The organism is Streptomyces sp. NBC_00576, from assembly GCF_036345175.1.
Lineage (GTDB): Bacteria > Actinomycetota > Actinomycetes > Streptomycetales > Streptomycetaceae > Streptomyces.
In genome coordinates this window covers 204,030-227,492 of sequence record NZ_CP107780.1, presented here as the reverse complement: position 1 = coordinate 227,492, position 23,463 = coordinate 204,030, and the positions used below count along the sequence as shown (strand labels likewise).

The following is a 23,463-nucleotide window of genomic DNA, read 5'->3' as shown; positions in this document are numbered from 1 at the left end:
GTCGGAAGTCTTGATCACGCGTTGGTCCGGTCGTGAATCCTCGCGTGGATGACGCTGTGCCGTGTGCGGTACCCCCAAGGCTTTCTGGCTCTCGGCCCGGGCGGGGTGAGACGGGCGCCGGCGTCCGGCGGGAGGGCGGGTGGGGCCGGGCCGTGATGGTCATCTATGCAGCGGTGCTTGTGGCGGCTGCTGTGGTGCTTGCTGTTGCGGACCGGCTCGCTTGACGGATTCAGTGATGGGTGATCAGGGTGGGCCGGATGGTCTGCGGGGAGCCGGGTTCGATGCGGGTGTGGGCCTGCGTGACCAGCTGGCCGAGGCGATCGCCTCCCTCCGCTGGCAGACAGCGTTGATGCTGTCGCACACCCCCGGCCGTGTGAGCGGAGCCGAGGTCGCCGCGCCAGAGGGCGAGTCATCACGCCGCAGCGACGCTGAACTGCTGGGCGGGCGGTGGAGGCCCTGAACCTTGTTGGCGGGCCATGACTGCCCAGGGCCAAGCTCTCCGAGGTGGGAGCCGGCTGGGGAACTGGTACGTGAACTTAGACCACCCCGCCCGCGGTAGGGCGGACGGGTCGACACCTTCGATCTGACCGTGGACCTGGTCGTCGACCCGACTTCAGTGCCCTCCTTGGACGAAGACGAGTGCGCCCACGTGCGACGGCTCGGCATCATCACCGTCGAGGAACGCTTCGGCCCGTTCGCGAACGCTGGCGCGTGGGCGTCCTGGCGGTGGGATCCGGTTTGGTCTGTTCCGCGCCTGCCGAAGGCCTGATTCTCGCTGCCGAACACGCGGAAATCTGTGTTGGCTGGAGTAGACATTGGGTGGTGTCCTGGTTATGGTTTCTCTCGTAGCCCGGAGAGACAGCAGGGCCTGGCAGACACGAACTGCCGGGCAGCAGTACCGCAGTTGCAGTGCGCAGGACGGTGCGGTGGTGGAGTTCCGAAGCCAGGTTGGTTGCAGGACGGCGACGGGACTGACGGCCGGACCGGGTGGCCCGCAGTGATCAGGGGCCGCCTGTAGGTGTAGTTCGCAGTACCCAGCAGCGAAGTCGGTGAGCAGTACCTCGGTGAAGGCGTCGGCTGCGGACGCGCGCACCGGGAGGTTCGGCAGCGGGGTTCTGAGCCAGAGCAGACGCAGGACGGGCGACGGGGCTGGCTGCCGAAGAGTGGCGCTGGCGCAGGCCACCGGTAGGCAAGTGATTGTCCCAGAGGGAAGAACGGAGGAATGAGCGCCATCAGGATCGCCCGGGAGGAAGTGCTGGGCCCGGGTACCGCGGGACATCGACAGTGAGGTGGTCTTCGGTCAAGCAGCAGCGATCCCCGCGCACTCGACAGCTTCACGGTCGGGTCCGCGGACACAGAAGGCCGGTGCAGCATCAGGGCCGGCAGATGGTGTAGCAGTTCCTTCGGGGCCCTGGTGCCGGTACGGCACCAGGGCCCCTCCACGTATTCCACACAGAGGTGCAGATGACAGCAGACGACTCCTACGGCCGTCTCGATGACGACGACTACCCCGCGTACACCATGGGCCGAGCCGCCGCCATGCTCGGCACCACCCAGGGCTTCCTGCGCGCCATCGGAGAAGCCCGCCTCATCACCCCGCTCCGATCCGAGGGCGGCCACCGCCGCTACTCCCGCTACCAGCTGCGCATCGCCGCCCGCGCCCGGGAACTCGTCGACAGGGGCACCCCCATCGACGCCGCCTGCCGCATCATCGTCCTCGAAGACCAGCTCGAAGAAGCCCAGCGCATCAACGCCGAACACCGCCGCGCCGCCAAATCGGCGAACTCAAAGGCCGCCGCTTGATACGGCCGAGCAGTTGAACCTGGAGTGCAGCCTTGCCGCTCCAGCGGGGAGCGTGCGGTGTTCGAGCGGCGCAGGGAGGCGATGGATCCGTCCTTGTCTCCCAGGTGCCAGCGCACGTGTGCCTCGTGGAAGAAGTAGGCGGCCTGGTCGTATCCGCCTACGGCGTCGCGCCGGTCGTCGGCGCGGGACAGCGCGTTCTCCGCCTCACGGAGCCGGGCCAGGGCGGTCGTGCGGGAGTTGGTCATCGCGGCGGCGGCCTGCTGGCCGCGCGGGAATGCCACCAGTCGCGGGCCTGCGGAGGGCGTGGCCTCGGCGGCGGCGTCGGCGAGTTCCAGGCCCTTCTTGCCGTGGCCCAGATGTGTGGCCTGCAGGCTCATGCCGCGCAGGGTGCGGCAGTAGGTGACGTGGTCTTCGGCGGCGCCGGCGAGTTCGAGGGCGCGCAGGTAGTACTTCTGGCCCAGGCCCTCTTGGCCTTCGTACATGGCCATCCAGCCGGTGAGGTGCACGAAGTCCGCGACGGCGGCGCGCATGTCGGGGGTGACGCCGTCGGTTCCGCTGGCGCGCAGGTAGGGGCCCGGCGGTGTTGACCAGGAAGGCGGCGGCCATCGGGCGGGCGTGGCCGGCCCCGACCTGGTCCAGGATGTCGGCGACCTTGTCGGTCATGGTGCGGACGGTCTCGACGTCGGACCGGCCGATGTGCACGGTCCGCCCGGCCGTCACCGCCTCCACCCGCCCGGCCACGTCCTCGAACCGCGGCACGGCCAGGGCTGCGGCGTACATGCCGGTCTTGAGCACTCCGCGGCGTGTGGGATCCATGTCTGCCCGGCTCAGGTCGATCACTCCTGCCACGAAGTCGTGTTCTCCAGTCGGCTTCTGGCCGGTCTCCCAGCCGGACTCCGCGCACGTTACGGGCCGCCCGAGCAGCCGTGAGAGTGCCTCGGTGAGGGCGGGCTGAGCCTCGGCTTGGGGACGGATCCGGCGAGCCAGTGGGACACGCTGGTCTTGTCGTAGTGCAGGCGGAGCCCGAGTTCGCGGCCGGCGGCGTTCACCCGGCGTGCGAGCCGTGCGTTTCCGATTCCTCCTGACTGCATCAGGGCCGCAAGGTGTGTGTTCGGCGTACGCGGTCGACGTGCCATCGAAGACCCCCGGGTGCGTTCAACCAGTTCAACCGTGCCTCCACTGTCCTCCCTTACCCGGTATCGCGCACGGGAGTTGAGTGATTACCGGCCGTTCGGTGACTGCTCCCGGAAGGCCGTCGACGGCCCGGTCCGTCTCTCCGCCCCCGACAGGGGCGGACCGGGCACCCAGACGATGAAGAGGCGCTCCACGATGACCCCAAGACCGCACACCCAGGAGACCGCTGCCGCCCCCCGCGTCGGCCACGACAGGAGCGCAACGCAGGGCCTGATGCACCGCGACCACCCCTGGATGGGCCGGGACGTCGAAGACACCGCGACGGGCCGCCGGGGAATCCTGCGGGCCATCGCCCCGGACATCGACCGGCCGCGTCCGGTGGCCTGGCCGATGCCGGCAGGCGGCGGGACGGAGTGGACCACGCTCCTGTCGGCTCCCCCATCCTTGATGCGGAGGGAACCGTTCCGGCATAGTGCGGCATCTGGCCCGGCGTGGGTCTCGCGATGTTGTTCTTCGGACTGATCTTTATGGGTGGGTGGGCGGCGGCCATCGCTGCGATGGTGTATGCCCTCGTTACGCTGGTACGCATCTGGTCGCAGGACGGGGTGCGACACCACGGACACCCGGCGGTACGACTGCTGGTGCCGACGCCCGCGTACCTGCGCCTCGACGTAGCACTCGCCGTGGTCGCTGTCTTGGCCGATCTGTGGCTCGTGTCGGCAGCCATCGTGTTCGGGTCGGACGGCATCTTCACCGAGGACTGGATGGGCTACCCCGGCATGATGGATCCCACCGGGCAGAACTACCAGGCCGGAGTGGTGAGCGCACTGCACACGACAGCACGGTGGACCTTCGGTATCGCTGTTCTGTGCCGGTGCTGGACCACGGCCGGCGTGCAGGTGTGCGTCCTGCCGTTGGCCGCATGGTGGATCGGATCGTTCGACACCTACTACACCTGACGTGTGACGGCCGGAGAGGGCCCCGGCCCCACATACCCGAGCCCAGCGCAGCGCCCCTGACCCCAGTTCAGAGAAGGTCGCGATTCCGGTCCAGCTCTACGCGGCTACCGAAGAGCACACCGTGCGGCTCCATGAGATCCACACCGCTGACGGCAGCCGTGTTCAGCACCGCCGCTTCTGTGCTGCCGAGGGCCGGGAGATCAGCTATTCCGAGGCCGGGCGGGGCGTCGCCCTGCCGGACGGCCGCATGCTGCCGCTCTCCGAGGACGACCTGGCCCGCCTGCCGCTGCCGACCAAGCGCACTATCACAGTGGTGGGGTTCATCGACCCGAAGGGAGTGATCCCGATCAGCTACGACCGGCCGTACTACATCGCCCCCGCAGCACCGCTCGCAGAGCGCCCGTACTCCCTGACGACTTCCCTGATGATCGAGTGAGTTCAAGCGTCAGGGGAGGCGTGGAGTGTGAGCGAGTGCCAAGTTTAGGTGGTGTCGTAGGGCTGCCAGGTGGGTTGTCGGCAGGTTGGGCAGGTGCCGGTCCAGGTGGCGATGAGGTGTTGGAGGAGGTCCAGGGCCTGGTAGAGGGTCAGGCCCTGGCAGGGGCTTTTGGGCAGGTCTGCTGTTCGGTGAGGAAGAGGTGGGCGGCGGTGACGAGGAGGACGTGGCGGTGCCAGCCGGTGAAGGTACGGCCCTCGAAGTGGTCCAGGCCCAGGCCCGTTTTCAGCTCGCGGTAGTCATGCTCGATCCGCCAGCGGGCTTTCGCCAGGCGGACCAGATCCTTCGCGGGGATGTCGGTCGGCAGGTTCGAGATCCAGTACGTCGGGGACAAGGATGCGTTCGTCGATCTCATCGACCGTGCGCAAGCCCTTGCGGGTGGGGCAGGCACCGAGGGGAGAGCTGAAGGAGAACGACTCGGCCACCGGCATCTGGAAGTACGCCTGGCCGACGGGGCAGGTCTGCCAGCCGTTCTCATCCGTCGTGCCGGTGCCGACCTCCGCCAGGGTCGGCGTGGAGCGGCGGCCGTTGGGGCAGCGGTGTTCGCCGACGCGCGTGTACAGCAGGTGCACCAGGTTGTACGTCTGGGTCAGCGTGCCGACGGTGGAGTGCCGACCCGGAACCGGCGGGCGCTGGCGCAGTGCGATCGCCGAGAGTACGTGGGTGACGGTGTCGACCGGCGGCGGGGGCGCCTGCTTGACGCGTTCCTTCAGCTGGCCCGCTGCCTTCCCCTGTCCCGGATCGACCACGTCATGGCCCGCTCGGCGACGCTCCCCCACGTCCGAACACTGCCCGCCACCGGCAGCGACCACCTGCCCGTCGCCGCCGGCATCACGCTCGGCTCCTGATCGCGCGTCAGCCGTTCCGCTGCTTCCAGTCGGCCTGCGCGGTGTTGAGCTGGTCGGCGAGGTCGTCCAGGAAGTTCTTCGCGCTGGCCTTTCCGAGCATGACCTTCTGGAAGGCGGGTTCGTTGTCGGCCTTGGAGATCGTGTTCCAGTCCGGCAGGTAGTACGGCAGTTGAACGATCGTGGTGGTGGGAGAGTTGAGCGCCTCGGCGGCCAGGCGTGTCGGCTCGGACTTCTCGATCCAGGCGTCCTTGGCCGCCGCGTTGTTGGCCGGGATCAGGCCCGCGGACTCGTTGAACTTGGAGCTCGCCTTGTGGGAGGAGGCGTACTCGATGAACTTCCAGGCGGCCTTCTTCTTGGTGCTGGTCTTGAAGATCGACAGTCCGTCGATCGGGTTGGACACCTGGACGCGCTTGCCGCCCGCGGCCTTCGGGTTCGGAAGGCCGCGGAACTTTCCGGTGCCGAGGGCCTTCACATGGTCCTGGTAGGAGCCCAGGTTGTGGCTGAGCATGCCGATCTGGCCGCTGTCCCACTGGGCGACCATCTGCGTGAAGTTGTTGTTGAGGTCGGCGGCCGGCGTCACCTTCTTGTAGAGGGCCATGTACTTCTCGAGAGCGGCGACGTTCCGGGGATCGTTGACCGTGGTCTTCGTCTCGTCGGCGTTCCAGAAGGACTCGATGCCGCTCTGCCCGTACATCGCGTCCAGGGCCGGGGCGATGGACCCCACGCCGCCGCGAATGGTGTAGCCGAACCGGTTCTTGTCCTGGGAGGTGAGGCGGTCCGCCGCCTCGTAGAACTTGTTCCAGGTGGTCGGCGCGTCCAGGTCGGCGGCCTTGAAGAGGTCGGTGCGGTAGTACATGACACCGTTGTTCGCGGACGTCGGGACCATGAACAGCTGAGAGGTGCCGCCCGCCGAGGCCGTCGACTTGAGCATGCTCTCGCTGAGCTCGCCCTCCAGCGGGCTCTCGGCCAGCCGGTCCTGCAGCGGCTCCAGGGCGTCCTGCGCGGCGATCCCGGCGAGCATGGCGGCGCCCACGCAGCCGACGTCCGGCAGGCCGCCGCCCTGGATGGCGGTGTCGTACTTCGACTGGGCGTTCTCGGCGGGAACGCCGACGTACTGGACCTTGATGTCGGGGTACTCGTTCTCGAAGTCCCTGATGATCTCCAGCCAGATGTCGCGGCGGACGGCCGTGTTGTTGTCCCAGAAGGTGATCGTCCCTTTGCCGCCCTCCCCACCCGCGATGCCGGAGCCGTTGTCACCGCACGCGGTGGCGGTGAGACCGAGGAGGGCGGTCAGGGTGATGGCTGTCGGGGCGGATCGGCGGGTGCCCTTGCGGGTGCGGGAACGCATGATGGGTCCTCTTCTCCTCTGAACAGCCCCTGCCCGGGGCGGATGTCCGTCGCATACGGCATACCGCGTCTCATATATGACATATGAAATGTGGCGAGTTGAAGCTAGAAGCAGATAGGCGATTCGTCAACGCGTCTGACAAAACTCGTGAGTTCGACTTGGACGTGTGGGGCAGGAGGAGGCCATTGATCTGTGAGGGAGGGGATGGGGCATATCGGCGAAGCCACCCCCAACTGGCGCGGCACCTGACCCGGGACCAAACACACCGAAAGCCCGCTGGCGGATCGAGCATGACTACCGCGAGCTGAAAACGGGCCTGGGCCTGGACCACTTCGAGGGCCGTACCTTCACCGGCTGGCACCGCCACGTCCTCCTCGTCACCGCCGCCCACCTCTTCCTCACCGAACAGCAGACCTGCCCAAAAGCCCCTGCCAGGGCCTGACCCTCTACCAGGCCCTGGACCTCCTCCAACACCTCATCGCCACCTGGACCGGCACCTGCCCAACCTGCCGACAACCCACCTGGCAGCCCTACGACACCACCTGACAAAGCACTACTGGAGGCTGCTCGTTGATCACCTATGTCGCCACGCTCGACGTCCCGCGCCACGTGGCGGAGTTCCTCGCTCGCCTGCTGGAAACCCACCGGCGCCAGATTGGAACTCCCAGACGCTCCCGGGCGCTGGGACCGTTTCGGCAGGCCGTGCTGGTGCTGCGCTGGTTCCGCGACCGCGGTTGTGTGCACTGCTTGGCCCGCGACGCCGGTGTCTCCCAGGCCACCGGCTACCGCTACCTACACGAAGGCATCGACGTCCTCGCCGACCAGGCCTCTGACCTGCACGAAGTCCTGAGCCAGTGTCAGCGCCGAGGCAAACGACCTGTGCTTCAGCCAGAAGCACAAGGCGTTCGGCGGCAACATCCAGTTCCTGTCGGCCCCCGATGGCACGCCGCTTTGGGTCTCCGACGTCGAACCGGGCTCCACCCCGGACATCACCGCCGCCCGCATCCATGCCCTGCCCGCGCTCTACGTACTCGGCCCAGTCGCGTCTGGCGTAGGCGACCGAGCGGAGTGCGGTGTGACGGTGCATCCCGGTCACGTCCGCGAGGATCGGGCTGGGGAGATCAGCAGCGAGAGCGGCCAACGCGCCGTTGCGGGCGGTGCGAACCGGGATGCCGTGACAGCGCGACGGGCCGCCGGTCCGGAGATCTTCTCCCCGGCGGCCATGCGGTCGCGGGCCTTCCGGAACAGGCCATCCCCCAGGACCCGCAGGGTGAGCTCGGCATGGCCCGGTTCACTACATGCTCAAGAGTGGTGCTGGCACCCTCTGGCAGCTCGGTGTCCATCCAGCGCTTCAGTGAGCTCAGCCTGCCGCAACTGCTCGGCAATCTGCCTCAGTCCGGGACGGCATTGTCCTGTTCGACAACCCCGACGCCCTCCTGATCTGCGCATTCAAGCGCGAGACGGCATTGTGCGAACCGGCACCGAACGCGACCTCGCCGAATGTGCTCGACTGCCGGGCAGGCTGCGCAAACACGGCCCGCACCGACACTCACGCCAGTCAACTGCGTGATCGCGCCGACGAGATAGACCAGCTCGCCGCGCACGCACCCAGCCACATCGGCAACCGGCTGCGGGCCAACGCAGCCCGGCTCCGCCAGGCCGCCGTCACCCACGCCGCCACCGCCGAGACCGCCAAGGTCTTGAGATGACCGAGCAACCCACCGACGAGCGCACGCGCATCCGCGAGGCCATGGACCGCCTCCTGGCCGGGCAGGCCACCGCCTCCACCGGGAGTCTCACCATCGCGGCCCTCGCCGTCGAGGCCGACGTCCACCGCATGGCGCTGATGAAGCGGCACGCGGATCTGAAGAACGAATTCTATGAGCGGGTACGCACCGAAGCGCAGCAGGTCCCCGAGGCGGAGCGCCAACTGCGCGAGTCCGTGGTCAAGCTCAAGGAGACCGTCTCGAACCAGCGAAGGGAGATCAAGGAACTGCGGGAGCTGGTCACCCGGCTCAGCCTCGCCCGCTGCGGTCCTCACCGACCAGCAAAGCCAGTCGGCGCCCCGCTCGCAGGTCCCAGACAACATCGTTGCCTTCCGTCCGGCCGAGGAATGACGCTGCGGGCCCGCTCGAGGGCGATGCCCAGGTGGCGCCAGGCGCATCAGGCCCAAGCCCTGATCAGCCACTATCGCCGACGATGCGACCCTCTGCCACATGATCTCGACGGCGCTTCGGTCATGCACCGTTCCTTTGCGTGCCAGGACGTCGGGCGGCGGTCACGCCGCCGCGTTCAACAGATCGGCGAGGATGCCGGGCCGTTCCAGCGCGATAAAGTGGCCCGCTCCCGGCACCTGCGTGAAATCGGCGGCAGGCAGCAGCTCCTTGTTGGCCTCCCGGTCCGACGTCCGGGACCAGTCCTTCTCCCCGTAGACGAGGTGGACGGATGCCTTGACCTCGGGGTAGCGCGAGCGGGCCGCGATGAGGCTGGGCAGGCTCTGGTACACGGCCCGGGCGACGGTCGGGTAGCCGGGGCGGCTGCCTACCTGGAGGAGCTCGTCGACGTAGTCTGCCCGCAAAGCGGTCTTGTCGCCGAGGCCGCCCTGAAGGATCTTGCTGAGGGCGGCCTTGGGCTCCACCCCGGCGATCACCGGGCCCACTCCCGGCGTGAGGACACCGCTGACAACCACGCGGGCGAGGAGACTCGACCGCGCGATCCCGCCGGGGAAGTCGTACGTGTTGACCGCGACGACGCGCCGTACCCGCTCCGGAAGATCGGCCGCGGAGGTCAGGGCGAGCACCGCCCCCATGGACTCCCCGACCAACGTCACGTCGTGGAGGTCCAGTTCGGTGAGGAGCCGCTTGACGCCCGCGCGCATCGCCGGCTCGTCGTACGAGGCGCCGGGCACGATCTCGGAGTAGCCCATCCCCGGCAGGTCCAGGGCATACACGGTGTACTGGTCCGAGATCAACGGGATGAGGGAGCGGAAGTGCTCGGCCTGCGTGCGCACGGTGTGCAGCAGGACCACGGGAGCACCGGTGCCCGCCTTGAGGTAGCGCAGCGTTCCCTCACGGCTGTGGCGTCCGTGGGGGGCGATGGTGTGGCTGGTGGTCCCCGGAATGTGAATCGTGGGACGTGGCTCTGGGCTGGGCATCTCGCTGGCTTCCCTTTGTGCGAACTGCTGCGGACAGGTGATTCGGATACGGCCAGCCCGAAGGGGGCGTGACCTCGGCCAGCCCTTGGATTCGTTGAGAAACCGACCGGTTTCCATCATCGTAAACCGATCGGTTTCCGCGCGCAAGGCTGAGGTTGTCATCCGCAGCAACAGGGTCAGTGCACAGGAGAGGCGCGAAAGCGTCATCCGCGCAGCGGTCGCCGAGTTCGCACTCAAGCTGCGGCACCTCTGAACGCTCCAGATGCAGGTGCAGGGCTACGCCGCCGCGGCAGCGGCCGAGGCCCAGGGCGATGTGGCGAAGTGGTCCGGGCCGGCTGGATGAGGCTTTGGGGAACCGTGCACCCGGCGTTGGGTGCTGGTGTCGACGAGATGACGGCCTTCCTGGCGCGCGGCATGCTCGTCAACACCCTTACGGCCATCAAGCTCCCCTCCGATTGCCGGGAGTCAGGGACATGAAGCCATCAACCCGGGGAGCGCACGGTCACGGCACCTGCTCGAAAAGGGATGCGTCAGCGCATGCCTGCCGCGCCGAGCAGGGTGGCCACCGTGGGCGCGACGAGCCCGGTCAGTTTGTCGGCGCCGATCCCGGCGCGGGCGCTGGCGCCGTCGAAGACCAAGATGAGCTGCCGGGCCAGCAGGTCGGGATCGCTCGCCCCGCCCTGTTCGGCCTCGGCGCGGAAGAAGGCTGCCAAGTTCGCCTTGACCCGGTGGGCCACCCGGCTCGCGGGGTGACTCTGGTCTTTGAGCTCGATCTGAGCAGCCAGGTATCGGCAGCCTTGGAATTCGGGCGCACCCGCCTGTTCCTCCAACTGGTCGAAGACGTGCAGGATCCGCTCGCGAGGTGACCGACCGTCGTCCGCCGCGGGCAGGAGGGTCGCCACGAAGGCGGAGGAGCGCTCCTCCAGACTCGCCGCGAGCAGTTCGTCCTTGCTCTCGAACAGCTGGTACAGGGAGCGCTTCGACACTCCGGCTGCCTTGCACACGGCGTCGATGCCGATGCCGACACCGTCTCGGTAGGTGAGCGTGGCCGCTGCCTCCAGCAGCCGCTCTCTGGTACTTGGCTTCACTTCGGTGGTCATACCGCGAGGTTAACTCGATGTGGACAAATTGAAAACCGATCGGTTTACGGCGCTTTGCCGGGGCGCTCTTCGCGCCGCCCACGGGCCAGTCGGGCATGTGAGTACGGTTCCGCCAGGCCGGGGCGGAGGCCTTCTCGGGGCTTCGTCCGGGCGGGAGCGCGGTGCAGCCCCTGGCGGCCGCCCGTCACCCCCGAAGCCGGAGAGTGCGGCCGCGATGAGGCCGACGGCCATCCACACCCAGCCCCTGGCCGGGCTCGCGCCCACTGGGCGCCGTTGTAGAGGATCGAGCGGATACCGCCGGTGTCCTGCCGCAGTGGCTCGAACTCTGCGAGGAAGCGGTAGCGGAACGGGCAGCACCTTGAGCCCACCGGTCCCGGAGATCGCGATGGCGCACACCGGGTACAGCCACAGCAGCGGCAGACAGGAGGCGCACATCCCCATGAGGCCGGCCGCGCCCGCCCGAGTGGTGTGACCATCGGCCCCGGAAATGCAGCCCATCGTGGATCTGACGCCGTGTTGACGGAAGGTGCCCGCTACCTGCGAGGATCAGTTCTCTGAAGACAGATCGGCGCATAGCGGTGGGCACCATCTCGGAGACTGCCCTGCCTTCCTGCGCTGATCTGTGCCTTGAGGACACCAAACAGCGCAGGTAGCAGGGCATTTCCCGCAGTCCACTCATTGTGGCAGGGGTGTATCCCCGGTGGATTCAGGCTCAGTGGGCGATCACGGGCTCGCCATCCGACGGCGCCAGGGCCGAATTCGGCAACAGGAACGCCGCGAGCACGGCACCGACGGCGAAGATCCCGGCGCCCCACGCCAGTGTGGCCGTGTAGCTCTCGACCCCGGCCTGGGCCACGGTCAGCGCGCCGGGCTTGTGCGAGGACAGGTAGTCGGTCGCGGCCGATGAGGCAACGGTGGTCAGCAGTGCCGTGCTGATCGAGCCGCCCACCTGCTGGCTGGTGTTGATCAGCGCCGAGGCGACGCCCGCGTCCTCGTGGTGCACGCCTGCGGTCGCACCCTGGAACGCGGTGGTCATCACCCCACCGATACCGAGACCCAAAAGGATCATGCCCGGCATGATGTTGGCGACGTAGCCACTGTCCAGCGTGAGCTGGGTCAGCAGGGCCATGCCGGATGCGGAGACCAGGAAGCTGACGCTGACCACAGCCTTCGGGCCGACCTTGGGCAGCAGCAGTGAAGGCACCGTGGTCGACGAGGCGACGATGCCGCCGACCATCGGCAGGAAGGACAGACCGGCCTCGATCGGCGAGTAGCCGATGCTGGCCTCCAGGTAGTAGGTCAGGAACAGGAAGATCGAGAACATTCCCATGCCCAGGACGAACACGGCCAGGAACGAACCGCCTCGGGTCCGGTCCAGCACGACGCGCAGCGGCAGCAGCGGATGCGCGACCCTGAGCTCCAGCCATGCGAAGACCGCGAGCAGCACCACGCCGCTGGTCACGGAGCCGAGGGCGACCGGGTCGGTCCAACTGGTGGATTCGACGTGCGCGAACCCGTAGACGATGCCGAACAGTGCGGCGCTCACTGTGACGGCGCCCGGAATGTCGATTTTGGGTCGCTCGGTGACCACGGGCTTGGCCAGCAACAGCAGCGCACCGGCCAGCGCGACGGCCGCGAAGATGACGTTCACGTACATCACCCAGCGCCACGACGCCCATTCGGTCAGCATGCCGCCGAGCAGGAGTCCGACCGCTGCGCCCGCACCGGACAACGCACTGAAGATGCCGAAGGCTTTCGGCCTTTCGGTCGGCTGGGTGAAGGTCACGCTGAGCAGTGAGAGAGCCGCGGGTGCGAGCAGCGCGGCGAAGAGGCCCTGGGCCACGCGTGCCGCGACGAGTATTTCGAAGCTGGTGGCCGCGCCGCCGACGACGGATGCGGCCGCGAAACCGATCAGGCCAGCCACGAAGGTCGTGCGTCGGCCGAACAGGTCGCCGAGTCGGCCCCCGAGGAGCAGCAGGCTGCCGAACGCCAGGGCGTACCCCGTGATGACCCACTGCCGGCTGCCGTCGCTGAAACCGAGGTCGTGTTGCGCTTCGGGCAGCGCGATGTTCACGACGGTCGCATCGAGCGTGACCATGAGCTGCGCCATGCCCAGCACGACGAGCACCCACCAGCGCGCGGCATGTGAGCCGCGGCGGCCCGAGTCTGTTTTCCCGGAGGCGGGTGCCTCATGGTCGAAGGTGGTAGTCATGTCTTCCCTTTGTTGCTGGTCATAGGCTGAACACCGACCGGAAACCGATCTGTTTCCACTCAGGAAAACAGATCGGTTTCCATGGCGCAAGTGAGCGGGGAGCCGCTGACCTGTGAGCGATCCGAAAACGCGCACGCCCGCGCAGGCCGCCGTTCTCTGCCCGAAGGCCAATGCCTTCCAGCTGCGCCGCTGCAAGAAGGCCGTGCGGTCGACGATGGCGAGCAAGGGTGCCTGGTGCCGGCTCGGGCGCGGCTTGCTGCGGCGTCGGGCCGTTGTGGTGGTGGGCACGGTGGGCCTGCTGCTGGCGCTCGGCGCGCCGTTCATGCGGATCGAGTTCGGCTCCATCAACGTGCAGCAACTGTCGAGCAGTTGTTAGGGCCGCCAGGTCTTCGACACCATGGATCGCGCCTTCGACAGCGACGCGGTGAAGTCCATCGACTCGCTGCCTGTGCTGAAGTTCGACGCAACCTCGAAGGAGGAAGGCGCGGCGCCCCGGCGTACGCCGAGCAGCTCGGCGCCACGAGCGCCAAGATCACCGACGCCGAGGGCGCCACGGCCCGGACGGATGTGCTCTGTGATGGAGCGTCGACAAACGTCCCTCCCAGCCAAACGGGAGGAAGGCGCAGGGCTCCGGCCGCACGGGTTCAACCCGTTGCGAAGAGTCCGGTGCCGGCCGACGCATGTCTGCCGGGTTGCGGACCACGACCGGGCGCCGGTGCAGGGGTTTCCGGGTCTCCGGTCATCCAGGCTGCCTGGCACCTGCATCTGTCCTGGCCGACCGTGATGGGCGCCTTCCGTGCCCAGGGTCGCGAGGTCGTCGAGACGCCACTGCCTGAGACCTTGCCGCACGGAAATCGATCGGTGTAACGTATTTGAAACCGATCGGTTTCCCAAAGGGATTCTCGATCGCGGGGCTGATGTGGATCAGTCTCGAACGCACCGCGTCCATCGCGTACTGATCGCGTGCGTACTCAACCTCCGGAGTCGAATGCCATGTCTTCTCACGCCACCTCCAATATCTTCGTGATCGGCGGTACAGGGGCTCAAGGAATGCCCATCGTCCGATCTCTTGTCGCCGACAAGAAATACTCCGTCCGGGTTCTCACTCGCGATCCCAGCTCCCCCCGAGCCCAAGAGCTCGTAACACGATCATGGTCGTGCCTTCTTGAGGCGTCGCCAGCAGATGAGGCCGCAGGCCAACGAGACGAAGGCGTCGTGGAGTTCGGTTCGGCGTTCCCAGCGGACGGCGAGGCGTTTGAACTGGTGGAGCAGGGCGAAGGTCTGCTCGACGACGTAGCGGAGTTTGCCCAGGCCCTTGATGTTCGGGGCGCCTTTGCGGGAGATGACCGGCAGGATCCTGCGGCGTCGCAGCTCATGGCGCACGGCCTTCGAGTCGTATGCCTTGTCGCCGAGGAGCGAGTCGGGGCGTCTGCGCGGGCGGCCGGGCCGTCCGGCGACGGGCGGGATGCCGTCGACGAGGGCGAGGGTCCGGGTGACGTCGTTGACGTTGGCCGCAGTGGTGATGACCTTGAGCGGGGTGCCGCGTCCGTCGCAGATCAGGTGGTGCTTGCTGCCCGTCTTCCGCCGGTCGACCGGCGACGGACCGGTGTCGGCTCCCCTTTTTTCGCGCGGATGTGGGAGCCGTCCACACACGCGCGGGACCAGTCGAGTTCGCCGGCCGCGTTCAGCTCCCCGAGCAGAATGCGGTGCAGTTGCTCGAAGACTCCGGCCTTCTGCCACCGCTCCAGGCGCCGCCAGCAGGTCTGTCCCGAGCCGAACCCCAGCTCCAGCGGCAGGAGTTGCCAGGCTATGTCGTTGTGGAGCACGTACAGGATGCCCTGCAGACACAGCCGGTCCGCCACCGGCCGCGGCCCCGGCGACTTCTGCGGCCAGGGCGGCAGCAACGGCTCGATCAGCGCCCACAAGTCGTCGTCCACGATCCACGGCCGAGTGCTCACAACATCTCGAACGGCGGAATCGTCACATCGGTCACGCCCGACCAGGGCACTTCAACAAGATCGTGTTACGAGCTCCAAGCGCTCCTCGCGCTCGGCAACGTCTCCCTCCTCGAAGGGTCGTTCGCCGACGAGGACGTGCTGCGGGAAGGGTTTCGAAGCTGTGACGGCGTATTCATCAACATCGACGGGTTCAACACCGGTGAGAAGACGGAGACCTACTGGGCGATCCGCAGTTACGAGATAGCGATTGAAGAAGGAATCAAGTTCTTCGTCTACGGAAACCTCGACTACACCCTCAAGAAGTCCGGCTACGACTCGAGGTTCCGCACCGGGCATTATGACGGTAAAGGCCGCATGGCCGAATGGGTGCTGTTTCAAAATGAAAAGAACAGGGACCGGTTGGGAGCAGCGGTCTTCACGTCAGGTCCCTACATTGAGATGGTGATCTCACCGCTCACGCCCATGACACCCAGCGTTGAAAACGGTGTCGTCACGTGGCGAGTTCCTCTCGGCGAGGGAGCCGTTCCTCACGTGGCCCTCGAAGACTGCGGCTTCTACGTTCGCTGGCTCTTCGACCATCCGGAGCGCGCGAATGGCATGGACCTTGAAGTCGCCATCGAGCACATGACATATGCTGACATGGCTGCAGCGTTCGAGAAGGTCACCGGGTATCCGGCGCAGTACATCGACACTGATCTGGACACTTATTGGAACGCGCCGGACGTGAAGGGCATTGCTGATCAGCCTGCCGGTTACAACGCCGACCCCAACGACAAAAGCACCATGAGCTTCCGGGACAACTTCACGGGCTTCTGGAATACGTGGAAGCATGGAATCATCACCAGGGACTACGCTCTGCTCGACGAAATCCACCCCAACAGGATCAGGAGTGCTGAGGAGTGGTTCCGCCGGGAGGACCAGGTGGGAAGGGAACTCGGTAAAGGTAGTCTCTGGGAGAGGGTCCAACCGGAGAACTGGAGCCTCGACTCTGCGATCCTCAAGAGCAGTGCTGATATGAGGACGGGCAAGTTGTAAACGGGTGAGCGGTATGGCGGCTCGGTAGATGATGAGCGATGAGTTGAATGTTCGCGATCTTCGCCGGGAGTTGCTGCCGGGGAGCGTACGGCTCCGCGGCGGTTCGTCCGACGGCGACGGCCGTGTCGGCGCAGGTCGTGCGCGTACGTGGTGACGGGGCTGGGGGCAGGTCCGGGATGGCCCCGTACTCGCCGATCCCGGCGTCGCGGATGGCATCCGTGAAGCGGCCTGCCGGAGCTGGGCAGCGGTGACAGCCGTGACGGCGGGACCGAGCCGACGAGCGTCCGGCACTGCGGTCCACGAGGTGCGGCGAGGCGACGCAGCACGGCCATCGTCGACCGGCTGACCTTCACGGTGCGATCATCCAGACCGGGACGGAGTCCTACTGCCTCGCCCACACCAAGGCGCAGGCCGAACGCGCCGCGGCCAGCTGAGTTCATCCCTGGTGAGGACGGCGGCTCCGGCGGTCCGATGGCCCGCCGCCCCACCCACTCATGGCTGCCGGCATGCCTTTCCCGGACTGACCCCTGGAACGAGTGCGCCGCGTCGAGGCGGCGGTTGCCGATCAGGGTTCAGGGGCAGGCGTGGTCCGAGAAGGTCTCGATCTTCAGGCCGGCTGCGTGCCGGTGCTGATCTGTTGGGTGAGCTTGAGCAGTTCTTCGACGTGGTAGATCTCGGTGATCTTGCCGTCGACAACGCGGAGGATATCGGTGCCGGTGATGTCGACCGGGTTGCCGCTGGCGGCGAACCCGAAGGCGTCTCCGGTGTGGGTCCCGGTCATCCGCCAGTGGAGGACAACCCGGCCGCCGGGGAGCTCCTGCTGGAACAGGATCCGGTGCTGCGTGTCGGTGAATCCGTCGCGGACCGCGGCGATCAGCACTCGCATGCCGTCGAGGCCCGAGGCGGCGCCGTCAGCGGGGTTGTGGTCGATCACGTCGGGGGCGAACACCTCGTCCGCCCCGGCGACGTTGCCGGTGTCGTAGAGCTCAAGGTTGCGCGCGGCGACCCGCAACGCGGTGGTCGTGGCCGAGCGCACCATCTCGCTCGCGGTGTTGGCCGTACTGATCGCGGTCATGAGGTCCTCCACGGTGTGGGGTGCGGGCTGCTCCGGCTATGGTTCCCCGAGGGAATCAGTTCCCTCAAATGAACTAATGGGGAGAGTATGAGTGAGCTGGATCACCCTTTGCCGGAATGTCCGATCGCTCGATTCCTGACCGTGCTGGACGGGCCCTGGGCGACGCTGATCGTGAGGGAGCTGCTGACCGGCCCGAAACGCTTCACCGAGCTGCGCGCCGGACTTCCGGGGATCAGTCCCAAGACCCTGTCCTCACGGCTGCGGCGATTCGTACTCCTAGGGCTGGTCACCCGCACGGCCTATCCGGAGATCCCGCCCCGCGTGGAGTACGAACTCACCCCGGCAGGCGCACGACTCGAGGTCGTGCTGGCCACCATGGGCGCCTGGGCCGAACAAGACCTTCCCCGCACTGGCGCGTTCCTCTTGGAGAAGACGGGCCCGCAGACAAGCACTGATGCAGCGGCACAGTGACATCGATTCCCATCGACATTGATCATAAAAACGCGCGCCAGGTGACTCCCGAACTCAGGTCGAAACGACATTCACGGAAAGTGACACAGCCAGACACCCGCACAGCAGTGTCCAGCCAACTCCTAGTCAGTCCGCCCAACTGAACACAAGGACTTGACAGGGAACGTGAAGTCCGCGGCCGACGCCTGGCTCCGGGAGCTCGGTAAGCAGGCCGACTTCGAGTCTGCCCGGCCGGAGGGGGTACCGATCGGCTCGGTGGTGGACATCCGCTTCCGGCGCCGCGGACTGCGCGTGCACTTGGACCAGGCGGTGGAGCCGGCATGGGATGAGGGCGGCCGGGAGCCGGTTCTGGGAGTGTCGGTGCCGGTGGACCGGGACACGCTGATCGACCGCTGGTGCGTCCACCGCATTCGTCTGGACAGCGAAGGCACCATGCGGCGGGTGAGCATCGGCACCGAGGCGTTCGCGCGGCCCACCGAGTGGTTCGGCCTGGACGACTGAGTGGCCCTTTTCCTCTGGAGACTTTGACCAGTCCTCGGCTCTGTAGGGCCTGGCAGCTGAGCTTGTGCGCCTCTCCCTGCCATATACCCTCAGGGCAGCCTTGCCCGACCCACCGCAGCACCTGCAGTTGACGCTCGTTCAACTGACGCGGCACCTGACCCCCTACTGTGCGAACTTGCCCGCCAGCATTTTCGCAGCTGAGCCCTCGCGGCGTGGACTGATGAGCGTAGATGCGCACTGAAGGCGCCGTGGGCCACCAGCAGGGTGACAGGCAGGGCTGTCGCAGAACAACGTAGGGAGCTCTTACTTCGTCGCCCTCTGGGGACCTGCGGGGAATTCCGCGTCCCGGGTGTGGGTACGAGGAGAATCGCGGCAGGCGGGAACGCCAGGTAGATCTCCGCATCTCACGAACGATCGCTACTCGGCGGCCTGGCCGTCGTCCCTGGCCAGAACCCCTCCCGCCATCGAGCGAGCTCGTGTCGAACGGCCAGGGTGTGGGGGTGGTCCGGGCCCAGTACCCGCAGGTAGTCCGCCAGCAGTTCGTCGAGGGCCGCAGCGGCGCCAGCCGTGTCCCCCGCGCTCCTTCGCCACCAGGCGAGGCTGCGCCTCGCGGCCAGGGTATGTGGGTGGTCGGGGCCGAGTAGGCGTGTGCGGTCATTCAGCAAGTCGGTGAAGGCACTTGTGGCCCCAGCGGCATCACCGGCTACCCCTCGCCATCGGGCGAGTTCGTGCCGGACGGCCAGGGTGTGGGAGTGGTTCGGGCCCAGGACGCGCAGGTAGTCCGCCAGCAGTTCGGCGAGGGTTGAGGCGGCGCCGGCCGCGTCCCCCGCCTTCCCGTGCCACCGGGCAAGGTGACCCCGGGTGGTGAGGGTGTCCGGGTGGTCGGGGCCGAGTAGGCGTGTGCGGTCATTCAGCAAGTCGGTGAAGGGGTTTGTGGCTCCAGCGGTATCACCGGCGGCTCCTCGCCATCGGGCGAGTTCGTGTCGGACGGTCAGGGTGTGGGGGTGGTTCGGGCCCAGTACTCGTAGGTAGTCCTCCAGTAGTTCATCGAGGGCCGAGGCGGCGCCGGCCGCGTCCTTCGCGCTCCCCTGCCACTGGGCAAGGCTGTGTCTCGCAGTCAGGGTGCAGAGGTGGTCGGGCCCAAGGCGCAGAAGGGAGAGGTCGGCTAGCTGCCGGTAGTGGGCGACAGCGGCAGTGAACTGTCCGGTCTCGCCGAGGCTGTTGCCGGTTCGGTACAGCACGGCATGTGCGTCGGGGCGGTACAGGGCGTCTTCGACGCAGGCGGTGAGGGCGGCGGTGTTGGCGCGCAGGGCCTGGGCGAAAGCGGTGTCGCGTTCGATCTCGGGCCATGCGGCGAGCAAAGCGTCGGCGGCGGTGCGGGCGTACTGGTCGTGCTGGGCGGGGGTGAGGGTGTCGCGGGTGGCGCGCTGAATGAGCTGGTGGACACGGACGGCCTGGTGCGGAGTGCCGGGGGCGTGGTCGATGAGGCTGAGGGGTCCTTTCAGAATGCTGGATTCTTCCGGGCCAGGGTCATGCAGTGGGCGAGCTGGAGGAAGGCGTCGTGCATGTCGTCGCGTGCTTCCCAGCGGGTTCGTAGGCGGCGGGGGCCGTGGAGCCAGGCGATGGCGGACTCGGCAACCCACCGGACTTTGCCCAGGCCGGAGCCGTGCGGCTGGCCGCGCCGGGCGATCTTCGGTGTGATGCCGCGCTCGCGCAGACGGCGGCGGTAGATGTCGTGGTCGTAGCCGCGGTCGGCGTATAACGTGCGGGGCTTGCGCCGGGGCCGGCCCCGCTTGCCGCGTACCGGTGCCAGCCCGTCGACCAGCGGCAGGAGCTGGGTGACGTCGTTGCGGTGACCGCCGGTCAGGGACACCCGCAGCGGGATGCCGTGCGCCTCGGTCAGCACGTGATGCTTCGAGCCCGGCCGCGCGCGGTCAACCGGGCTCGGACCGACTTTTGGGCTGCTGCGCCCCCGCTTGGCCTGCACGTGCGAGGCGTCGATCGTGGCGCGGGAGAAGTCGAGGCGATCAGCCGCCCGAAGCCGGTCCAGCAGCACCCGCTGGAGTTCCTCCCACACCCCGGCCTCCTGCCACTCGGCCAGCCGCCGCCAGCACGTGGGACCCGAACCGAACCCCAACTCCTGCGGCAGGAACTCCCACTGGACACCGGTGTACAGGACGAACAGCACCCCCTGGAGCGTCTTGCGGTCATCGATCCGCTTGCGCCCCGGGTGCCGGAACCGCCGCTCATGCTTCGGCAGCAGCGGCTCGATCACCGCCCACAACTCGTCACTGACCTCCCACGGCTTCCGCCGCGCCATGATCACACCCCACAAAACACGGAGTCACATACAACCCCACCGTGCCACAAGAGGATCATTCTGCAAGGACCCCTGAGCCGGTACAGGGCCCGCAGCGCGCGCACGGCGTCGCGGGGAGAGACCGGGTCCGGTTCTTCAGCGGGGTCGTGGCCGGTCCGGGCGCGGTGTGCGGTGAGGTGGGTGAGCGCGGAGGCAGTGGTCAGCACGTCCTGGGGAATGCCGTTGGCATCGAGCAGGGCGGCCAGGTGGAGCAGGGGACGGGCCAGACCGACGGGGCGGAGGGTGTCGGCGCGGCCGATGGACAGGGACCAGGCGGCGGCCAGCGGCAGGGTCTGTTCGTCGGGTAGCGCGTCGGGGGCGGCATCGGCGAGGGCGGTGGTGCGGTCGGTCAGCAAGTCGCGGTAGGCGGCTACGTCGTCGCCGGAGTCAACCAGGTAGGCAGCGGCCTGGGCCAGGGCCAGGGGACCCTGGTCGACCAGCTCGGCCAGGAAGGCGTCAAGGCCGCCGCGTTCCCCGCCGACGTGATGGACCGTGCCTCGCTCACCGACGCCCTGGACGCGGCCAAGGCCCACGTCGGTGGCATCGACCTACTGGAGTACTCCCCGGCCCCGCACTCCCCGGTACCCGGCCTCACCATGGCTGCCGCCTCGGAGGTCACGGTGGACAATCTGCAGCCACAGATCGAGTACACCCTCCACGGCGCCGTCACGGCTGCCCAGGCGGACTGCCCGCCATGCGCAAGGCGGGCGCCGGGACGCTGCTGTTCACCACCGGCGGCGGCTCCGTTCACCCCGTGCCGATGTTCGGCAACGTCAACGCCGCCGCTACGGCCCTGCGTAACTGGGTGATCAACCTCCACAACGAGCTGACCGGCACCGGCGTGCACGCCGCGCACGTGGCCGTCAACATCTTGATCGGCGACGGCGGGCAGCCAGGTTTCCCGACGGCCACACCCGAGCAGATCGCTCCCCTGTACTGGGACCTGTATGAACGCAACCACCGCTCCGAAATTGTCTTCAGCGGCTGACAGTTTGTCCTCGGGGGCGAGCAGCGCCTGCCCTCACCCTTTGACGCCGCCCTGACCTGCTCATCGCGTTCTAGGGTGAGTGGCTGGAACGGTCCCCCGATGGCGCCGACACGAGATCAGTGCTGCGCAGTATCCGCTCCAAGGACCAGTGAATGAAGGAGTCGGGCCGCCCCGCTGCGGTAGCGGGGCGGGGCGGGGGAGTGGGGCGGGGCGGATCAGAAGGTGAGGAGCACCTTGGTGGCGCGCCGCTCGTCCATGGCCCTGTAACCCTCGGCGGCCTGCTCCAGCGGCAGGGTGAGGTCGAAGACCTTGCCCGGGTCGATCTTGCGGTCCCAGATGAGCTGGATCAGGTCGGGCAGGAACCGGCGCACCGGGGCGGGGCCGCCCTCCACGTGGATGCCGGCGAAGAACAGGTCGATGCCCTTGATCGTGACGTCGTAGTTGACGCCGACGAAGCCCAGGTGCCCGCCGGGCCGGGTGGCGCCGATCGCCTGCATCGTCGATTCCTGGGTTCCGACGGCCTCGACCACCGAGTGCGCGCCGAGCCCGCCCGTGAGTTCCTTGATCTTCGCGACGCCCTCGTCGCCGCGCTCCTCGACGATGTCGGTCGCGCCGTAGAAGCGGGCCAGTTCCTGGCGCTCGGGGTGGCGGGACATCGCGATGATCCGCTCTGCGCCCAGCTGCTTGGCGGCGAGGATGGCCATCAGGCCGACTGCGCCGTCGCCGACGACCGCGACCGTCTAACTCGCTCCGAATGCACGTCAGTCGTCGCTCCGACACCGTGAGTCGGTTCGCTTGCCCGATGATGCTCGACCGCAGGGCTGCGGCAGGCGGGCACAGGGCGCGGCACGTTCAGTCAGCGGGTGCGCGCCGTGCGGTGTCCGTGTCCGGAGGCGGGGCCGCTGTCCAACTGGAGAGGAGTTTGAGCCGGTCTTCGGAGGGGGTGCCCGGCTCGGCGGTGTAGAAGGTCAGGTCGTGGACCGTCCGGTTCGGCATGGGCAGGTCCAGGGACCGGCAGCCGCGCAGCCATGGCCTGGATGGACTTGCGCCGACCGTCCGTCCTCAGTCCCCGCGGACAGCAGTCGCCCTTGGCCCGCTGGTCCTTGCGCGGCACCGAGGAGAACACATCAGCCACGAACAACGCCAACTCGCCCGGGCACGTTTCACTTCATGTGCGTCCATGCCCCACCATGCCGCTGAACACCACCAACAGAAAGACCTAACGGAGTCCTAGTAGATGGCTCTCACCACGGGTGGTGCCTGGTTCACCGAGTCCGACGGCGCTGGAGGATCTTGCCGGGCGTCCCCCGCCACGTCAGGAGTCAGGAGTAATGAGGAACTCGAGCTCGGGACGGTCCCATCCCACAGCGGGTGGATTCGAGGACACGGTCCCGGTGCGCACGGCACCCACGCTGCGGTAGAAGCCCTCGGCGGGAGGGTGCGACACCACCCGGACGCGGTCGAGCCCGGCGGCGCGGGCCTCGGACTTCATGTGCGCGACGAGGAGCCGTCCGATGCCATGTCCTTGGGCTGCGTCGGCGACGAACAGCAGGTCGAGCTCCGGTGGGACACGAAAGAGCGAGTAGAACCCGAGGACACGGCTTTCGTGCTCGTCGGCGGAGACGGCTACGAAGACGTGGTGGGTCTCGATGTAGGCGGGACCGACCCGGTAGCTCGCGACCATGGCCGCGTACTGCCCTTCGTAGGCGCGTGAGCCACGTACGAGTCGCGTGAGCCGTTTGGCGTCCCGCGCGACGGCCCTGCGTATCGTCGTCGGCCCACTCCTGGTTGTCATGCCTGAATTCACCAGGGGAGTATCACGTACCGGGAAACACCTTCATGCGGCGGGTGCGGCACGGGGAGGATCCTCGTCTCCTGGTGGTACTCGGGCGCCGTACCTTCTGCCCTGCGTAGATGACGGCGGCTCGCGTCCCGCCCGCAGAGCGAGTCCATAAGTACCGGCCGCTCACCAGCAGGCCGCGCGACAGCTCTGGCCACCTGCCGCTGGAGGTCGCAGCCGCTGTC

The 23,463-nt window shown here is 67.6% G+C and carries 28 protein-coding genes and 4 pseudogenes; 16 read left to right on the top strand and 16 right to left on the bottom strand.

Going from position 1 to position 23,463, the window contains the following annotated elements; genetic code table 11:
- Positions 1–235: 235 nt before the first annotated feature.
- From OG734_RS00920 to OG734_RS00895, 6 genes are all read left to right on the top strand, one after another.
- Complete coding sequence (locus tag OG734_RS00920; RefSeq protein WP_330285530.1) at positions 236–460, top strand: hypothetical protein; 225 nt, start codon at positions 236–238, stop codon at positions 458–460.
- Positions 461–589: 129 nt separating this feature from the next.
- Positions 590–769 carry a hypothetical protein gene (locus tag OG734_RS00915; RefSeq protein ID WP_330285529.1) on the top strand — a complete coding sequence of 60 codons (180 nt, stop codon included), beginning with the start codon at positions 590–592 and terminating at the stop codon, positions 767–769.
- Between the two features lie 695 nt (positions 770–1,464).
- Entirely contained in the window at positions 1,465–1,803 is a 339-nt protein-coding gene (locus OG734_RS00910) for a MerR family transcriptional regulator (RefSeq protein ID WP_330285528.1), read from the top strand.
- Between the two features lie 125 nt (positions 1,804–1,928).
- Positions 1,929–2,390 carry a hypothetical protein gene (locus tag OG734_RS00905; RefSeq protein WP_330285527.1) on the top strand — a complete coding sequence of 154 codons (462 nt, stop codon included), beginning with the start codon at positions 1,929–1,931 and terminating at the stop codon, positions 2,388–2,390.
- A gap of 1,104 nt (positions 2,391–3,494) precedes the next feature.
- Positions 3,495–3,896: a hypothetical protein gene (locus tag OG734_RS00900; RefSeq protein ID WP_330285526.1), complete on the top strand. Its 402-nt coding sequence runs from the start codon at positions 3,495–3,497 to the stop codon at positions 3,894–3,896.
- A gap of 82 nt (positions 3,897–3,978) precedes the next feature.
- Complete coding sequence (locus OG734_RS00895) at positions 3,979–4,332, top strand: Ku protein (protein WP_330293524.1); 354 nt, start codon at positions 3,979–3,981, stop codon at positions 4,330–4,332.
- Positions 4,333–4,480: 148 nt separating this feature from the next.
- Here OG734_RS00895 and OG734_RS00890 read toward each other — a convergent pair whose 3' ends face one another.
- Complete coding sequence (locus tag OG734_RS00890; RefSeq protein WP_330285525.1) at positions 4,481–4,867, bottom strand: transposase; 387 nt, start codon at positions 4,865–4,867, stop codon at positions 4,481–4,483.
- A gap of 181 nt (positions 4,868–5,048) precedes the next feature.
- On the opposite strand from OG734_RS00890, the gene OG734_RS00885 reads away from it, so the two are divergent.
- Positions 5,049–5,237 (top strand): hypothetical protein, encoded by a 189-nt coding sequence (locus OG734_RS00885; protein WP_443064811.1) that lies wholly within the window; start codon positions 5,049–5,051, stop codon positions 5,235–5,237.
- A gap of 7 nt (positions 5,238–5,244) precedes the next feature.
- On the opposite strand, the gene OG734_RS00880 is transcribed toward OG734_RS00885, so the two are convergent.
- Positions 5,245–6,585, bottom strand: coding sequence for an ABC transporter substrate-binding protein (locus OG734_RS00880; RefSeq protein ID WP_330285524.1), 1,341 nt, complete (start codon positions 6,583–6,585; stop codon positions 5,245–5,247).
- A 268-nt stretch (positions 6,586–6,853) separates the two neighbouring features.
- On the opposite strand from OG734_RS00880, the pseudogene OG734_RS00875 reads away from it, so the two are divergent.
- A pseudogene (locus OG734_RS00875) lies at positions 6,854–7,027 on the top strand (transposase); the annotation flags it as partial.
- A 350-nt stretch (positions 7,028–7,377) separates the two neighbouring features.
- On the opposite strand, the gene OG734_RS00870 reads toward OG734_RS00875, so the two are convergent.
- Positions 7,378–7,590 carry a hypothetical protein gene (locus OG734_RS00870; RefSeq protein ID WP_330285523.1) on the bottom strand — a complete coding sequence of 71 codons (213 nt, stop codon included), beginning with the start codon at positions 7,588–7,590 and terminating at the stop codon, positions 7,378–7,380.
- Between OG734_RS00870 and OG734_RS47825 the strand changes: the two genes are divergently transcribed.
- The gene (locus tag OG734_RS47825) at positions 7,502–8,155 is read left to right on the top strand and encodes a hypothetical protein (RefSeq protein ID WP_443065055.1); all 654 of its coding nucleotides are present in this window, start codon (positions 7,502–7,504) and stop codon (positions 8,153–8,155) included. The two genes, OG734_RS00870 and OG734_RS47825, sit on opposite strands and share 89 nt — an antisense overlap.
- On the opposite strand, the gene OG734_RS00865 is transcribed toward OG734_RS47825, so the two are convergent.
- From OG734_RS00865 to OG734_RS00850, 4 genes are all read right to left on the bottom strand, one after another.
- Positions 8,144–8,674, bottom strand: a complete 531-nt coding sequence (locus OG734_RS00865) for a hypothetical protein (RefSeq protein ID WP_330285522.1) — start codon at positions 8,672–8,674, stop codon at positions 8,144–8,146. The two genes, OG734_RS47825 and OG734_RS00865, sit on opposite strands and share 12 nt — an antisense overlap.
- Before the next feature lie 189 nt (positions 8,675–8,863).
- Complete coding sequence (locus OG734_RS00860; protein ID WP_330285521.1) at positions 8,864–9,739, bottom strand: alpha/beta fold hydrolase; 876 nt, start codon at positions 9,737–9,739, stop codon at positions 8,864–8,866.
- Between the two features lie 530 nt (positions 9,740–10,269).
- Positions 10,270–10,839: a TetR/AcrR family transcriptional regulator gene (locus tag OG734_RS00855; protein ID WP_330285520.1), complete on the bottom strand. Its 570-nt coding sequence runs from the start codon at positions 10,837–10,839 to the stop codon at positions 10,270–10,272.
- Positions 10,840–11,551: 712 nt separating this feature from the next.
- Complete coding sequence (locus OG734_RS00850; protein WP_330293523.1) at positions 11,552–13,051, bottom strand: MFS transporter; 1,500 nt, start codon at positions 13,049–13,051, stop codon at positions 11,552–11,554.
- 112 nt (positions 13,052–13,163) lie between these two features.
- Here OG734_RS00850 and OG734_RS00845 point away from each other — a divergent pair, with 112 nt between their 5' ends.
- Both OG734_RS00845 and OG734_RS00840 read left to right on the top strand, forming a co-directional pair.
- On the top strand, positions 13,164–13,427 hold the full coding sequence (locus OG734_RS00845; RefSeq protein ID WP_330285519.1) for a hypothetical protein: 264 nt from the start codon (positions 13,164–13,166) through the stop codon (positions 13,425–13,427).
- A gap of 617 nt (positions 13,428–14,044) precedes the next feature.
- Positions 14,045–14,179: pseudogene (locus OG734_RS00840) on the top strand (NmrA family NAD(P)-binding protein); the annotation flags it as partial.
- A gap of 21 nt (positions 14,180–14,200) precedes the next feature.
- On the opposite strand, the gene OG734_RS00835 reads toward OG734_RS00840, so the two are convergent.
- Positions 14,201–14,991 (bottom strand): IS5 family transposase gene (locus OG734_RS00835; RefSeq protein ID WP_443065054.1). Its coding sequence is split into 2 segments (ribosomal slippage): positions 14,201–14,685 and positions 14,685–14,991, totalling 792 coding nucleotides; the frame shifts between segments, so codons are not numbered across the junction.
- Between OG734_RS00835 and OG734_RS00830 the strand changes: the two genes are divergently transcribed.
- Entirely contained in the window at positions 14,890–16,044 is a 1,155-nt protein-coding gene (locus OG734_RS00830; protein WP_330293522.1) for an NmrA family NAD(P)-binding protein, read from the top strand. The genes OG734_RS00835 and OG734_RS00830 overlap by 102 nt on opposite strands.
- Before the next feature lie 607 nt (positions 16,045–16,651).
- On the opposite strand, the gene OG734_RS00825 is transcribed toward OG734_RS00830, so the two are convergent.
- Positions 16,652–17,119, bottom strand: coding sequence for an ester cyclase (locus OG734_RS00825; RefSeq protein WP_330285518.1), 468 nt, complete (start codon positions 17,117–17,119; stop codon positions 16,652–16,654).
- Positions 17,120–17,206: 87 nt separating this feature from the next.
- On the opposite strand from OG734_RS00825, the gene OG734_RS00820 reads away from it, so the two are divergent.
- Entirely contained in the window at positions 17,207–17,590 is a 384-nt protein-coding gene (locus OG734_RS00820; RefSeq protein ID WP_330285517.1) for a winged helix-turn-helix transcriptional regulator, read from the top strand.
- Between the two features lie 153 nt (positions 17,591–17,743).
- The gene (locus OG734_RS00815; protein WP_330285516.1) at positions 17,744–18,091 is read left to right on the top strand and encodes a hypothetical protein; all 348 of its coding nucleotides are present in this window, start codon (positions 17,744–17,746) and stop codon (positions 18,089–18,091) included.
- Positions 18,092–18,495: 404 nt separating this feature from the next.
- Here the strand turns inward: OG734_RS00815 and OG734_RS00810 are convergent, their stop codons facing one another.
- From OG734_RS00810 to OG734_RS00800, 3 genes are all read right to left on the bottom strand, one after another.
- The gene (locus OG734_RS00810) at positions 18,496–19,452 is read right to left on the bottom strand and encodes a tetratricopeptide repeat protein (RefSeq protein WP_330285515.1); all 957 of its coding nucleotides are present in this window, start codon (positions 19,450–19,452) and stop codon (positions 18,496–18,498) included.
- 140 nt (positions 19,453–19,592) lie between these two features.
- Positions 19,593–20,411: an IS5 family transposase gene (locus OG734_RS00805; protein ID WP_330285514.1), complete on the bottom strand. Its 819-nt coding sequence runs from the start codon at positions 20,409–20,411 to the stop codon at positions 19,593–19,595.
- A gap of 2 nt (positions 20,412–20,413) precedes the next feature.
- Positions 20,414–20,983 carry a hypothetical protein gene (locus tag OG734_RS00800; protein WP_330285513.1) on the bottom strand — a complete coding sequence of 190 codons (570 nt, stop codon included), beginning with the start codon at positions 20,981–20,983 and terminating at the stop codon, positions 20,414–20,416.
- Between OG734_RS00800 and OG734_RS00795 the strand changes: the two genes are divergently transcribed.
- The gene (locus tag OG734_RS00795) at positions 20,933–21,259 is read left to right on the top strand and encodes a hypothetical protein (RefSeq protein ID WP_330285512.1); all 327 of its coding nucleotides are present in this window, start codon (positions 20,933–20,935) and stop codon (positions 21,257–21,259) included. The two genes, OG734_RS00800 and OG734_RS00795, sit on opposite strands and share 51 nt — an antisense overlap.
- Positions 21,145–21,438: a hypothetical protein gene (locus OG734_RS00790; protein WP_330294034.1), complete on the top strand. Its 294-nt coding sequence runs from the start codon at positions 21,145–21,147 to the stop codon at positions 21,436–21,438. Before OG734_RS00795 ends, OG734_RS00790 begins: the two co-directional genes overlap by 115 nt.
- 215 nt (positions 21,439–21,653) lie before the next feature.
- Here OG734_RS00790 and OG734_RS00785 read toward each other — a convergent pair.
- From OG734_RS00785 to OG734_RS00770, 4 genes and pseudogenes are all read right to left on the bottom strand, one after another.
- A pseudogene (locus OG734_RS00785) lies at positions 21,654–22,178 on the bottom strand (zinc-binding dehydrogenase); the annotation flags it as partial.
- Positions 22,179–22,290: 112 nt separating this feature from the next.
- Positions 22,291–22,434, bottom strand: a complete 144-nt coding sequence (locus OG734_RS00780; RefSeq protein ID WP_330294033.1) for a hypothetical protein — start codon at positions 22,432–22,434, stop codon at positions 22,291–22,293.
- A gap of 16 nt (positions 22,435–22,450) precedes the next feature.
- Positions 22,451–22,620: pseudogene (locus tag OG734_RS00775) on the bottom strand (IS701 family transposase); the annotation flags it as partial.
- A gap of 133 nt (positions 22,621–22,753) precedes the next feature.
- Complete coding sequence (locus OG734_RS00770; RefSeq protein ID WP_330285511.1) at positions 22,754–23,233, bottom strand: GNAT family N-acetyltransferase; 480 nt, start codon at positions 23,231–23,233, stop codon at positions 22,754–22,756.
- Positions 23,234–23,463 lie beyond the last annotated feature (230 nt).